Raw genomic sequence first — 14,610 nt, forward strand, 5'->3', positions numbered from 1 at the left:
CCTTCTAGTGCCGAGCATGGGGACTTGGTTCTGGTGTTACCGCAAAGGTTAGAACCGTTTCATCCACACCTTTGAGCCGCAGTGGGCTGAATTTGGTGATTTCGTCTTGTTCTAAGTAGTCTGCGACCGCAGCAGAAACCAGGATGCAATCGGGTTCAGCGGCTTCTTGAATGCGGGAGGCGATGTTGACGCTGGGGCCGATCGCGGTGTAGTCCGATCGCTCTGCGCCGCCAAACATCCCAACCACAGCAGTGCCCTGGTGAATGCCACAGCGGAACTGTACCTGGCTGATACCTTGCTCTTGCCAACGTTTGTTGAGTAGGTGGAGCGAGCGCTGCATTTGTCGGGCAGCAGCGATCGCACGGCGCACTTGTTCGTTAGGCGTCATCTCTTCGGGTGAGCCAAACAGTGCCAAAATCGCATCGCCCATGAATTTATCAACCGTGCCGCCATTGTCAAACACAGCGCGGGTCATTTCAGCGAGGTATTCGTTCAACAGTTCGGCGACGCGACGCGATCGCAGCGTGTTAGACAATTGTGTAAAGCCAATGATGTCGCTAAACAACACGGTGACCATGCGCGGTTCAGGACGGAGATCAAGCACTAGTTCGCCCCGTGCGGCACGTTGTACCAGCGATGGCGGCAGAAAGCGCTTGAGAACAGATTCAGTCAAATAGGTATTCAGTTCGGCGACCCGCTGTTCGTTCGCTTTCAGTGCCAGCAGGTTACGGACTTCTGCCAGGAGTTCGCGATCGCTAAACGGTTTCGACAGATACGCATCAGCTCCCCGCTCGACGCCCTCAATGCGCGTGTCCTCGTCAGCTTTCGCAGTCAGCAGAATAATGGGAATGCCCTTCAGATCGTCATCCTCACGAATCATCCGAATCATATCCAGACCCGACACCATCGGCATCATCAAATCGGTCACAATTAATTGCGGGCGATGCTTTTGTGCGCTCTGAAACCCTTCAGCCCCGTTGCGAGCCGTCCAAATCCGATAGCCCTGTTCGCGCAAAATGGTTGAAACGTAGGTACGCAAATCTGGGTTGTCATCCACGATGAGGATGCGTGAAGCATCGGCTTTTGTGGGCGATCCAGCGAGCAATCCATCTTCTCCACTCTGATCTTCGTACAGCTCCATTTCGACATCGGCCAACTCCACGGAGGCACGGCTGGGCTGAGCTTCGCTTTGCACTTCGATCAGTTGCTGCGGCGGTAAATGCGTCATCCCTGTTTGCAGCCAAACCGTAAAGGTTGTGCCTGAGCCATAAACAGACTCGACTGAAATTTGCCCACCATGCAGATCAACCAGTTCCTTCACCAGTGCCAGTCCCAAGCCGCTACCTTCGTAGCTGCGGTTCGCTGATCCCTCTGCCTGTCGAAAGCGCTCAAACAAGTGCGGCATCTGGTCAGGGCGAATGCCAATGCCAGTGTCTGTCACTTTAAGTAAGCAGTGATCGCCAGCAGGCTGAAGCATCACGGTAATCGTGCCGCCTTCTGGCGTAAACTTCATCGCGTTTGACAAGAGGTTGTACAGTACCTTGTCAAATTTTTCTAGATCAAGATACACCTGTGGACAGGAAGTGAGGCGAGTCGTAAGCACGATGCCTTTTTTCTCGCAGTAAGGCCGGAAGGAATCTACCGTCTGACTGACAAATTCCACCAGGTCACACGGACGAAAACTAGGCTGCATGCGTCCAGCATCCAAGCGCTGGAGATCGAGGAGTTGGTTGACCAACCGCAGCAAACGACGCGAGTTTCGTAGCGCCACGGTTGCCTGGTCGTGGGACAACCCTTGCTGTTGGGCGATCGCTGACTCCAACGGCCCAATCATCAGCGTCAACGGTGTGCGAAACTCGTGAGAAATATTTTGAAAGAACTCTGTTTTTTGTTGATCTAGCTCTAAGAGTTGCTCTGCTTGCTGACGGGTTTTCTGATACAGGCGAGACTGGTGCACCGCGATCGCTGCTTGCACCGCCACCGCTTGCGCCAGCTCAATCTCTGAAGGCTGCCAGCGACGCGATTGACGGTTCTGACGCAGAGAAATGCTGCCAATAATCTGACCATCCAGGATCAACGGCACCACCAGCAACGCCCGGGCTGGGTTGCGAAATGGCTGTTCAGAAACCGTCATCATCGGATCCTGCTCCAAGTCACTGATCACGACAGGCTGTTGCGTGAGCAGCAGCTGTTTAAGTACAGGATTGCCTTCGATCGGCACAGTGGATTGAGGCAGCAGACGTGGTGCCCCATCGCCCTCTGGTGACGGCTGCTGCATCTTTGGCGGTAAGGCATCAGCGGCGCTCAGAGCATTCTGTTCATGGGGTGTAGAAGTTATTGCCCAACCGCTATGAGCTGCATCGTGCAACCCAACCAACTGCACAAACTCATCTTCCCGCGTCCACAGCGACAAGGCACATCCATCGGCATGGAGGGCTTGCCCAAGCTGCTGTGTAATCGCCGCAAAAATTTCTTGGGGATCAAGGCTAGAACGAATGGCCGTGGTAATGGTGTTAATTAACGCTTCTCGTTTAGCCAGTGCACGCACCTGCTCATAAGTACGGGCTTGAAAAAGTGCCAGCGCGGCTTGGTCTGCCACTAACCGCAGGAGTTGCACTTCATCTTCCTGCCAGAAGCGCGGTTCGTCACATTGATGGAGCGCCAGCATTGCCATCAACTCCTGCTGGCACACCAACGGCACAATCAAGCTAGAGTGTATCCCTGCAGCCGCATAGACTTGCTGTCGTTGTTGGAGTTCAGGCGCATCACCTTGCCAGCGATCGTGCGTTTCAACGTCCTGAATCACCTCAATCTCACGAGTCTCCCAAACAGTCCGTGCCAGCATTGTCTTTTGCTTGGCTAATTGAGAGGCGTCAGCTACTGCTGATTGTTCATTGACATAAACGAACCAATCGTCATCCATCAGCCCATCCTGCAAGGGACGCACGACGCAGCTGCTGACCTCCAAAATGTGACCGACCGTTTCCCCGATCGTATGCAGAATTTGACGGTAGCTGAGATCGCTACGAATGGTACTTGTGACTGCATTGAGAAGTGACTCTTGCCGCAGCGATCGTCGCAGTTCGCGCGTCCGTGTTTTAAGTACGTTATGCGTATCCGCCGCTTGACGCACAACCCCCTTCAGTTCATCGTCATCCCAGGGCTTTGTGACATACTTAAACACTTTGCCAGAGTTAATGGCCTCGACCAGATCCTCAACATCTGTATACCCCGTCAAGATAATCCGCATAATGTCGGGGTACTGCGTTGCCGTCAGACTCAAAAACTCTGTTCCGCTCATCAGCGGCATACGCTGATCTGAGATGATCACCGCAATATCGCCTTCCTTGGACAACAGATCGAGAGCAATGGGCCCATTCTCAGCTCTCAAAACCTTGAATTCACGGTGGAATGTACGGTATAGCAAATCCAAATTGTCTGGTTCGTCATCGACGACCAAGAGCTTGGGCTTGTGGTCTGAAGGAGTTTTCATGCGCCGCTCTCCAAAAGTGAGGGCAGCTGGGCAACCCATCGTTGATCAGCACAGACTTGTCCCAACATTAGCGTTGGGTGCTCCCGATTGACGTGATCGTCCTGTTCTATCGTGTGTCGTCTCTTGACTGCCTGCATGTCACTACTACTTTCAAAGGACTGTACGTAAGTATTTTTACGTACACATTTGTTTTGAGGCTTGAGAATTTGAGCGCCAGCCGTGCTCAACAGACATTTCAACGCGATGAGAGGACACAGATAACCACACAGAATGAAGCAGAAAGCGCTCAAAATCGTCCTCTGAAAACGGCAGCAGTATGAAGGCAACCAACTAGTGCGATAGTACTCCAACTCTAAGTCAGCAAAACTCATTGACGAGACCTCACTTAGGTTGCCCTTGATGAAACGTTTTTTAACGTCCGATCGTGAACTGTCGTCGCCACCAGCACACGCACCATCAGCTTAAGGCAAGGTCAAGAGGTAGTGTCAGCGCCAGGCCGTGAAGTAGATTTTGACTCCAGCGCCTAATTTTGAGCAACATCAACATTGGAACCCCCGAAAAGCCAAAGTAGTCTAAAAGGCAATTGTCTTAGCCTGTTTCTGATTGTTTCCTACGTTCACCGCACCCATCACAATGCTGCTCAAATTGGTTCGATCAACCTGGTTGCCACAACACAGCTAGCTCATAGTTCCTGACATAGATGCACTTCTCACATGCTAGTTTCTCTAGCAGGATTTTTGTATGCCGCTGACAGCGATTTTTATTTATGTTGCCCCTATAGCCCTCTAATATCCCATGCCTGTGTCAGATGACCACCCCAAGTTGACCACGAAAGCAGGCTACGAACCGCCATAACGGTCACCATGAACGCCTGAGACATCATATGTACCTGCAGAGTTTAGTGCCTGCAAGTGATCAATGGCTATAAGTCAATCGCATGACCAAAGACTAACCTATCCAGACAAAGCGGCCGAGACAAGCACTGGAAGCCACACCTGCAAAAATGTCCGACTCATCCAGTGTGCAACAAGCAGCCCGTCTAAGAGAGGCTAAGCTCAAAGAAAATTAATGAGACAGATCGGGCATAATAATCATGAATAAGATTAATCCTTTCTTTTAGAGGTTCCGATCGCAGCAGCCATTGACTCAACTAAACGCCACGTTTAAATTTTAGCCTGCTAGATTTGTGTCGTTTTAGCGGTTGGGGTTTATAACGGTATCGCACATGCTTCGGCAAATCTTTGTTCCTTCCGCTTGGAGTCTTCCCTAGTCATGCGGTGTCCCTTCTGCCAATACACTGATAACCGTGTTCTTGAATCGCGCTCAGCGGAAGCGGGTCAAAGCGTGCGGCGGCGGCGGGAATGTCTGCGCTGTGAACGCCGCTTCACCACGTATGAGCGCATTGAATACGTCCCCATCACAGTCATCAAACGGGATGGCGATCGTGAGTCGTTCGATCGCTTCAAGCTATTACGTGGCATCGTGCGCGCCTGCGAAAAAACTGGTATTTCTTCTGTGCAGCTTGAAAATTTGGTTGACGAAATCGAGGCAGAACTACAGCAGCGAGCCGTTCGCGAAGTCCACAGTTACGAGATCGGTGAATTGGTGCTCCAGAGTTTGCGCAGCTTGAGTGAAGTTGCCTATATTCGGTTTGCGTCGGTCTACCGCAAATTCCAAGGCATTCGCGATTTTGTTGATACCCTCAATCATCTCCGCAGCGACACTAATCAGGAGCAAACAAATCAAGTGCAGGGGGAGGCAAGTCAACTTGAAAAAGCTGACGATGCCTCAATGTTTGCCTCGTCATAAAATCCACGCTGGACTATCAGACAGCCATAGCGCCGCAAAGCTTACTCACCCTAACCCACTCCTGCACTTGCGTACTGCAAACCACGCTGGAGAGATGTCTACTACTCTGTACAGTCCTTTATATGATTCGCTATGCTGGACTAGTGGTCTCTGTTCGGCGTTCAATCCGTTTGCTTGCCTTAACAACCAAGCAGACTGGAGCGATCGAGAAAGAGTATGCCCAGTAACCTCACATAGGTTATCATGGTTCTTCTGAGCTATTAATTTGTCCAAATTTAGCTCTCCTACCACTTGTTGGGGGAGACGTGGGTGTAGGCCGCACAGTCCCAATGTGCGTATACATCGACAGGAGGCAAAATCTTACGGAGATAACTACCAGGAAACGATTCGCATGGTCAATCAGGAAACGACAGAAATAGATGTTGGCTTTACCCACGAGGATTTCGCTGCCCTACTCGATAAGTACGACTATCACTTCAGCCCAGGTGATGTTGTCGCTGGCACAGTGTTTAGTCTTGAGCCAAGGGGCGCACTGATTGACATTGGCGCGAAAACGGCTGCTTATATTCCGATTCAGGAAATGTCAATCAATCGGATTGATGGTCCTGAAGAAGTGTTGCAATCAAACGAAACTCGCGAGTTTTTCATTCTGGCTGACGAAAACGAAGACGGTCAGCTAACGCTTTCCATTCGACGCATTGAATACATGCGCGCTTGGGAACGGGTGCGCCAGCTTCAAGCAGAAGATGCAACGGTGCGCTCCAGCGTCTTTGCGACCAATCGAGGGGGTGCATTGGTACGCATTGAGGGCTTGCGCGGCTTCATTCCTGGCTCTCATATCAGTACCCGCAAACCGAAGGAAGATTTGGTTGGCGAAGAGCTGCCGCTGAAGTTTTTGGAAGTCGATGAAGAACGGAATCGACTGGTTCTTAGCCATCGTCGTGCGCTGGTTGAGCGTAAGATGAACCGCTTGGAAGTTGGTGAAGTAGTCATTGGTACCGTTCGCGGGATCAAACCATATGGTGCCTTTATTGATATTGGGGGCGTTAGTGGTCTGCTTCACATCTCCGAAATCTCTCACGATCACATCGATACGCCTCACAGCGTTTTCAACGTGAACGATGAAGTAAAAGTGATGATCATTGATTTGGACGCGGAACGGGGTCGCATTTCACTGTCCACTAAGCAACTGGAACCTGAGCCTGGTGATATGGTGAAGAATCCTCAAGTTGTGTATGACAAGGCAGAGGAAATGGCCGCTAAGTACCGTGAACAGGTACTTGCAGCTCAACAGCAACAACAGCAAACGATCGCTGTGGCGATTCCAGAAGGCGAATTAGAGGAACTGCCCTCTGCAGTCGAATAATTCGATTCGCGCAGTTTCAATTTGTCGAGGGATGGAGAGGCAGCAGTGCCTCTCCATCCCTCAGAGAGGAGGGTAACCTCCTCTTTTTTGTGACCATTTCTTTTTTGTTCTCTTACTGGAAGCACTCCCTTGGCTACCATTCAGTGCGGCAACGTTCAATTCCAGGCGATTAAGGCAGTATTGTTCGACAAAGACGGTACGCTAGCAGATTCCCAGACCTTTTTGCGCCACTTAGGTCGGAAGCGATCGCGCTTAATTGACGCGCAAGTTCCTGGCGTGCAAGAGCCTTTACTGATGGCGTTTGGGCTCGATGGAGATCAGTTGAATTCAGCAGGGCTCCTGGCAGTTGGCACACGCTATGAAAATGAAATCGCTGCGGCAGCCTATGTGGCAGAGACGGGGCGTGATTGGGTTCAATCGTTAAGCCTGGTACGATCGGCCTTTGCCGAAGCAGACAAAGTCTTTCAGCGCAAAGCAGATAACACACCGTTATTTGAGGGCGTACGTGAGGTTTTGCGAGCCCTGTCAGAGACTGGTATCTCGGTTGGTATTGTGTCTGCCGACACGACTGAAAATGTCAAAGATTTTGTGGAACGCTACGAACTGGGGGCCTGGGTACAGGTCAGTTTAGGAGTGGATCGCGGTCCTGGGAAACCCGATCCAACCGTTTTCCATCAAGCTTGTGCAGCCCTAAACGTTTTACCCGAAAATGTGCTGGCGATCGGTGATTCTGCTGCAGATATTGAAATGGCAAAAGCAGCAAAGGCAGCAGGCTGTGTTGCCGTCACATGGGGATGGACTCAGCCCACACAGCTTCATCAAGCAGACGCGCTGATATCGCACTTAACGGAAATTCAACTTTTCAAGGGCTAGTACTTAGTTAAGTTGCCGGAGCATAAATGAGCCATCACTTGCTCATCCTACGTAGGAGGACAAGGCATCACCGACCTAAAGAGGTACAATCTTTTTCAACAATCGCCTTCATAGGTAGAGGCAGGGAGGAGAGCGTCATCCCCCATTGCTCTCAAAGACGATGCTTCCGCCGTTGTTGCAATTCCTACCCACTCGTGTGAGTTTTTCCGGTCAAGTACAGATGCTATAATCTGCTGAACTTACTCTAAACTTTACGAGACCTAGCACAACTTCTACAAGTTGACTATCTACGGTCAGCTTATAGTCATCTTAACAGTCGTTAGCCAGAGAGGATTGACGCTTGTCCCGACGTTATCTTTTTACTTCTGAGTCCGTTACTGAAGGTCACCCTGACAAAATCTGTGACCAAATTTCAGACACCATTCTAGACACCCTCTTGGCCCAAGATCCTAAAAGCCGGGTTGCGGCTGAGGTCGTTGTTAATACGGGACTCGTGCTGATTACAGGTGAAATCAGCTCTACGGCCAAGGTCAATTATATTGATTTGGCTAGGCAAAAAATCGCTGAAATTGGCTATTCTGGTGCTGATAGCGGTTTCTCAGCACATAGCTGCGCTGTATTGGTCGCGCTGGATGCCCAGTCACCAGATATTGCACAGGGTGTCGACGCTGCGCATGAAACCCGTGAGCAGGCAAGTGATGAAGACCTTGACTTGATTGGTGCTGGCGATCAGGGCATTATGTTCGGCTTTGCCTGTAATGAGACGCCTGAGTTGATGCCGCTACCCATCTCTCTAGCGCATCGGGTTTCGCGTCGACTGGCGACCGTCCGCAAAACAGGTCAACTCCCTTACCTGCGTCCCGATGGTAAAACGCAGGTGACGGTTTTATACGAAGACAATCGGCCGATCGGGATTGACACCATTCTCGTTTCAACTCAGCACACGCCAACGATTGGCAACATTACGGATGAAGCAGCCGTTCAAGCCAAGATCAAGGAAGATCTGTGGTCGTTGGTCGTGCAGCCTGTCTTTATCGACATTGATGTGAAGCCTGACAGCAACACTCGCTTTCTGGTCAACCCAACCGGTAAATTTGTCATTGGCGGTCCTCAAGGTGATTCAGGGCTGACAGGGCGCAAGATCATTGTCGATACCTATGGTGGGTATTCTCGTCACGGTGGCGGTGCTTTCTCAGGCAAAGATCCAACCAAGGTCGATCGCAGCGCTGCCTATGCTAGCCGCTATGTCGCCAAAAATGTTGTGGCAGCTGGCTTAGCAGACCGATGTGAAGTGCAGCTTAGCTATGCGATCGGGGTAGCTCGTCCAGTTAGCATCATGATTGACACCTTTGGGACAGGCAAAATCAGCGACGATCGACTGCTAGAGCTAGTCAAAGAGCACTTTGAATTGCGCCCTGCTGGCATCATCCAAACCTTCAATTTGTGCCATCTTCCAGGAGAGCGCAATGGTCGCTTCTATCAGGATGTTGCAGCCTATGGTCATATGGGTCGCACCGATCTAGATCTGCCCTGGGAGCAATTGGATAAAGCGCCACTTTTGCAAGCCGCTTTGAAGGACTCACTGTCGCTTAAGCATTAGATGTAAGCAGCTCTAAAGCTGTCGGTTATTGATAGGCTTTTTTCTAGCGGCTGCTCATCAGCCGCTATTTCTTTTGCAAACTTTTTTGGCACGACAACTGCGATCGCCATTTTTATATAGCTGTTGTCACAAAGCTTAGGACATTGGGATCAAAGGGGGAGTGGGGGCGTGCCCCCAGCCAGGGGTTCCACCCCTGCACCCCGTCCTAACCAGCATGGCTATAGCCATATCACCCAATTGGAATACTAAATGGACAGTTTTCAGCTCGTAATCGTGAGGGGTTTGAGTTTTCAGCTAAGCCAGTCACAATAGTTGTCTGAGTGCATTCAAGATCAAGCTGGAAGTAGAGCAAATGCAGGGAAAGCAGATGATGGTTGTGTTGATCGCTCAAGGCATCTATGAGGAAGCAAATTTTGGGATAGGCATTTCACCGTCTCTACTGGCAAGCGGTGTCTCAGAAAAGATGCTTATGGGTTCAAAAAGAGAGACGATCGTGATATGAATCAAGCGATCGATATTCCAGCAAAATTCATCTTTGAAGGACCTGCTGCCAGTCCACGGGAATTTAAATTGTTGGGCAAGACGAAAAGATGCGAGGTGTGCAACTAGATGTCTTTTTGCGAACGTATCAATTGAGTGATGGCCGTTTGATCGCGTCCGCTACAAAACTGAAAACACAGTGCAACTAACGGAAAGCTGGTGAACAGTCGAGGTCCCCAGATGCGGTTTTAGCGATTGCAACCATGCCTAGAATCAGTCCTGCGCCCCAGCGATCGTTCACTCTCGATAAAGTCGTACAATCCAATCGACCACTTCAACAATACTGAGATTGTCAGTTTGAATTTCGATCGCATCCTCAGCCTGACGTAAGGGAGCAAGCGCACGAGTGCTGTCTTTGAGATCGCGATCATAAATTGACTGTTCTAGCTCATCCAGGCTGATTTCGTCCTTGCCCTGGTTCTTTAGATCTTGCTGCCGACGACGTGCCCGTTCCTGTACAGAAGCGGTCAAGAAAAGCTTGAGTTCCGCATCAGGAAAAACATACGTGCCAATGTCTCGACCATCGATGACGATGCCGCCATTTTTCCCATACCGTCGTTGCTGGCGCACCAGTTCCTTGCGGACGATCGGTTGAGCCGCGATCGCAGACACATTGGATGTCACTTCCAGGCTCCGAATTTCCTGCGTCACGTCTTGACCATTGATAGAGACACTGATAGATGTAGCTTGTTTTTCCATGAGAGTTGGCTGACCGCTAAGCTCAATCTCACACTGACTCACCAGTTCCGCAATGCTGGGTTCATCGTCAACGGCAAGACCAGACTGCAGCACGAGCCAGGTCAACGCACGATACATCGCACCTGTGTCTAGATACAGTAAATCGAGCACCTGCGCCACTTGGCGAGCAACCGTCGATTTTCCAGCCCCAGCAGGGCCGTCAATCGCCACAATAGGCTTACGGCTGGACAAAAGGATGTTGTCAATCAGGCGAGTCGAACCGATGCGACCCGCGATCGCCAGTAAGCCAGTTTCCTCAATCATTTCCAAAGGCTCCAACGTGGATGGATGAACTAATTCAATATATTCTGGGTCGATCGTCGACACGCTTTGCAGTTCCGTTTTAACCATATTAATCAACACATCAGCCGATCGTTCGCCTGCTCGAAACACCTGCGCAGCCTGACTCAAACCCCGATAAAGCACAATCGCCTGCGCGCGCTGCTCTGGGGTTAAATACTGATTCCGCGAACTATAAGCCAGACCGCTCGGCTCGCGCACAATGGGACAGCCCACGATCGCCACGGGTAAATTTAAGTCCTCAACCAATCGCTGAATAATCGCCAACTGCTGGGCGTCTTTCTGCCCAAAATACGCTCGCTGCGGTTGTACAATGCTGAGCAGCTTCGTCACGATCGTCGCCACACCTTGAAAGTGCCCGCTTCGCGATCGACCACACAATACAGATGTCATTGGTTCGGGCGGAATCACTTGCGTGGGCGAGGATTGAGCGCTAGGGGATTTTGTATCAGCTTGGGTATTCCAGAAACGTGAAGCGTCTCCAAAGGAAATAGTTTGAGCTTCAAGTTCTAACATCTGACTTCCGTCTTCTGTCTTCTGGCTCCCACCTTCTGCCTTCTGGCTGCTAACTGCTGACGGCTGACGGCTGGCAGCTGATTGCTGTCTCCCCACTCCCATCTCTTCCACACTAGGCGCAAAGATCACATCCACTCCCGCCTGCTCACACAATGCCTGATCCTGCTCTAACATGCGAGGATACTGCTGAAAATCTTCGGTTGGGCCGAATTGCAGAGGGTTAACAAAAATACTCACCACAACCAGCTTATTCTCTTGTCGTGCTTTTTGGATCAGGCTCAAATGTCCTGCATGGAGCGATCCCATTGTCGGAACCAAGCCGATCGAGACCTCAGGCAATGATTCACCTGTCATGAAGCGATCAAAGAGAGGTTGACCGGAACGATAGCGATTGAGATAACAACGTAAGCCGGCAACGGTTTTGAACAAACGCACCGCAACCCCCAAAATGACTGATATTTTGTTGAGAAGGCAAAGGCCTCACACCCCAAACCTAAATTTCACCTGTTAAGCGTATCAACAAGACTGCTATTGCTGCTACTCAAAACGAGTTTCAGTACGCCTGTCCATTTTGGCGAAGCGCGTTAGGATGTCGTCTGTAGGCTCTTCTTCAGATAGCTATGGACTTTTTCACGCAAGTATTACATCTGGTTGGTTCAGGTGCGGCTGCATTCATCACAGCTCGTAATATGCGTGACCCGCTCACGCGCCCAAACACGCTGGCAAGCCTGCAACTAGCGGAGTCTGGCTCTGTTCCTTATTTAGAGGCGTTGCGCGATCGTGCCTCTGCTGAAGGTGATACCTGGCTAGCAGAGAAACTCACCTGCCACGCTAACGATGAGCGTCGCCATGGACAAATCTTCGCCAATGCCCTGAAACAATTGAATAAGCAGGTGATTGATTTTAAGAAAGCACCGCAAGCAGCAGAAAAGTCCGGTGAGTCAAAGCGCAATCCCTTTTTTGATGCCTACTTTGAGGGATACTCGCAGGGAGAGTTGAAGCCAGAGGCGATCGACTGGATTGCCTTTCTGGCAAGCACCTACATTCTGGAACTGGATGCCAGCAAAGATTTTGTGCGGATGGCAAATGTGTTGCCAGAAGATGAGCCTGTGAGCGCCAAGCTCAAAAAAGGCATTCTCAGCGTCGCCAGTGATGAAACCGGACACGCTGCCTATCTGCGAGAAGCACTAGAGCGGCGTTTAATGGTTAGAGAAGTAGATGCCGTCATCGACTCTTGGCGTACACGCAAAGTGAACGCCATACTCGCGATGGTCAGCAGCTTCATCCAAAAGAGCAGCAAATCTCCGTCTCTCGTTCAGGATGGCGTGCCATCTGAGCTGTCAGCAACTCCAGAACCCGCTCTGGCAGCATAATTGATGTTCGTAGGAACGTTGCATGCAACGTTCCTACAGACGGAAACTAATTCCTGAAAGCCTTTAGCGATAGGCATCAACGCTAAAATACGAGAGGTGATTCTGATTCTTCTCTCTAAATAATGCAAGCTCCTTCAATTTCGCTGCCAAAGCCTGGTCAGTATTGGCAATGGCAACAGCAGCCTATCTACTATGTCAAAGCTGGAACGAAACAAGCGGAACGTCCACCGCTGCTTTTGATTCATGGGTTTGGTGCCTCTACAGATCACTGGCGCAAGACGATCGCGGGCTTGAGCGAGGACTTTGAAGTCTGGGCGATCGACCTTTTAGGGTTTGGTCGATCGGCAAAGCCCGATCGTGCTTATAGTGGCGATTTATGGCGTGACCAACTCCACGACTTCATTACTCAAGTAATTGGTCAACCAGTCGTGCTTGTGGGTAACTCTTTAGGTGGCTACGCGGCCCTCTGTGTCGCAGCCCAACGCCCTGAGTCAGCAGCAGGGCTGGTACTCATCAACAGCGCTGGCCCCTTCACAGACATTCAAGGCACAACGAAACCTGATCCAGTACGCGAAGTGATGGGCAAAGTCGTCCAAACGCTGTTTCGACAAGATTGGGCAAGTTTCCTTTTGTTTCAGTACGTGCGCCAGAAAGCACTGATCCGCAAGACTTTGGAAAAGGTCTACTTAGATCAAGACGCGGTCACAGAGCAGTTGGTCGAGGAAATCTATCAGCCATCCTGCGATCCCGGCGCACCCAAAGTGTTTGCCTCAGTGTTTCGTACGCCTCAAGGGGAAAAGGTTGATCGTCTGCTTGGCCAGATCACCAGCCCTTTGTTGATGCTTTGGGGTGAAGCAGATCCCTGGATCAATGCCAGAGAGCGAGGCGAAAAGTTCCGTCAGTATCATCCTCAACTGACCGAGTACTATTTGCGTGCCGGTCACTGTCCCCATGATGAGATCCCCGACCAGGTGAACCAGCTGCTGCGATCGTGGGTGATGGCCGATCGTTAAACAGAGCAACGAACTTCAAAGCAACACGCATGCCTTTTAGAGCATGACGAAGAACCATTTGTAGGAGGCGAGACAAGTCACAGCCCCTGCAAACGGTCTTCAGTTTTTGAGACCGGTAGTCGCAATGCCTCGGATAAACTGCCGTTGCCCAACCAAAAAGAGCAGTATGACTGGAAGCGTAGCAATCACGACAGCTGCCATCAATAGCGACCAACTGCTGGTGAATTGCTCTTGAAATTCAGCGAGGGCTAGCTGCACGGTTTGCAGTTCGGGTCGGGTCGTAAACACGAGTGGTTTGAACAGATCATTCCATTCGCCAATAAATGTGAACAGAAACAATGTAACCAGCGCTGGACGGGCCAGTGGGAACATGACTCGCCAAAGAATCTGTAGACGATTTGCGCCGTCGATCGCCGCGGCTTCCTCCAATTCCACTGGAATCGTCTGAAAGTATTGTTTCAGTAGAAAAATACCAAAGCCATTGGCGATCGTAGGCAAGATCAAGGCTCCGTAGGTATTGATCAAATGTCCCCACTTCAAGACTAGAAAAATGGGAATGGCCAGCATCTGAAACGGAATCACCAGCGTAGCCAGAATGATCAGCAAAAGCGCCTGTCTCCCACGAAAGTGCAAGCGTGCTAGGGCATACCCCGCTAGAGCAGACGTCACAATCTGGCCGCCAGTAACCACCAGTGCTACCAGTGTAGAATTCGCAAAGGCCAGCAGAAAGTTTCCCTGGAGCCACGCCTGATGATAGTTTTGCCAGGTCCAACCAGTGTCACCCATCAGTCCATCGGAGGGTAAAAAAGAGGTGACAGCCACTACGCCCAAGGGCAGCAGCATAAATCCAGCACCAGCGAAGAGAAAAGCAACGCTAGCAGGCGCAAGTAAGCCGATCGCGCCATGATCTAAAAATGGTCTAGTTTTTTCTTGGGCCATGTCTAAAGACCGTAAACGATGCAACAGCTAAGACAACCTGGCAAAAGGAA

9 protein-coding genes are annotated in these 14,610 nt (G+C 50.8%); 6 read left to right on the plus strand and 3 right to left on the minus strand.

Translation table 11 applies throughout. The features are described from left to right. Nucleotides 1-4: 4 nt before the first annotated feature. Nucleotides 5-3,493, minus strand: coding sequence for a response regulator (locus tag C7B82_RS21985; RefSeq protein WP_106258617.1), 3,489 nt, complete (start codon nt 3,491-3,493; stop codon nt 5-7). A 1,272-nt stretch (nt 3,494-4,765) separates the two neighbouring features. Between C7B82_RS21985 and nrdR the strand changes: the two genes are divergently transcribed. From nrdR to metK, 4 genes are all read left to right on the plus strand, one after another. Next, a complete protein-coding gene (gene nrdR, locus C7B82_RS21995) occupies nt 4,766-5,302 on the plus strand; it encodes a transcriptional regulator NrdR (RefSeq protein ID WP_106258619.1) in 537 nt (178 codons plus the stop codon). A 391-nt stretch (nt 5,303-5,693) separates the two neighbouring features. Continuing rightward, on the plus strand, nt 5,694-6,668 hold the full coding sequence (locus C7B82_RS22000; RefSeq protein ID WP_106258621.1) for a 30S ribosomal protein S1: 975 nt from the start codon (nt 5,694-5,696) through the stop codon (nt 6,666-6,668). A gap of 129 nt (nt 6,669-6,797) precedes the next feature. Beyond that, nucleotides 6,798-7,541 (plus strand): HAD family hydrolase, encoded by a 744-nt coding sequence (locus C7B82_RS22005; protein ID WP_106258623.1) that lies wholly within the window; start codon nt 6,798-6,800, stop codon nt 7,539-7,541. Nucleotides 7,542-7,881: 340 nt separating this feature from the next. Beyond that, the gene (gene metK, locus C7B82_RS22010) at nt 7,882-9,141 is read left to right on the plus strand and encodes a methionine adenosyltransferase (protein ID WP_106258624.1); all 1,260 of its coding nucleotides are present in this window, start codon (nt 7,882-7,884) and stop codon (nt 9,139-9,141) included. Nucleotides 9,142-9,918: 777 nt separating this feature from the next. Here metK and C7B82_RS22015 read toward each other — a convergent pair. Next, a complete protein-coding gene (locus C7B82_RS22015; RefSeq protein WP_425443650.1) occupies nt 9,919-11,589 on the minus strand; it encodes a bifunctional pantoate--beta-alanine ligase/(d)CMP kinase in 1,671 nt (556 codons plus the stop codon). A gap of 266 nt (nt 11,590-11,855) precedes the next feature. Here C7B82_RS22015 and C7B82_RS22020 point away from each other — a divergent pair, with 266 nt between their 5' ends. Both C7B82_RS22020 and C7B82_RS22025 read left to right on the plus strand, forming a co-directional pair. Further along, nucleotides 11,856-12,608 carry a ferritin-like domain-containing protein gene (locus C7B82_RS22020; protein WP_106258627.1) on the plus strand — a complete coding sequence of 251 codons (753 nt, stop codon included), beginning with the start codon at nt 11,856-11,858 and terminating at the stop codon, nt 12,606-12,608. Nucleotides 12,609-12,730: 122 nt separating this feature from the next. After that, the gene (locus tag C7B82_RS22025) at nt 12,731-13,621 is read left to right on the plus strand and encodes an alpha/beta fold hydrolase (RefSeq protein WP_106258629.1); all 891 of its coding nucleotides are present in this window, start codon (nt 12,731-12,733) and stop codon (nt 13,619-13,621) included. 99 nt (nt 13,622-13,720) lie between these two features. On the opposite strand, the gene C7B82_RS22030 is transcribed toward C7B82_RS22025, so the two are convergent. Beyond that, the gene (locus C7B82_RS22030) at nt 13,721-14,560 is read right to left on the minus strand and encodes a carbohydrate ABC transporter permease (RefSeq protein ID WP_106258630.1); all 840 of its coding nucleotides are present in this window, start codon (nt 14,558-14,560) and stop codon (nt 13,721-13,723) included. Between the last annotated feature and the right edge of the window lie 50 nt (nt 14,561-14,610).

Source organism: Stenomitos frigidus ULC18 (assembly GCF_003003795.1).
Taxonomy (GTDB): Bacteria; Cyanobacteriota; Cyanobacteriia; order Leptolyngbyales; family Leptolyngbyaceae; genus Stenomitos; species Stenomitos frigidus_A.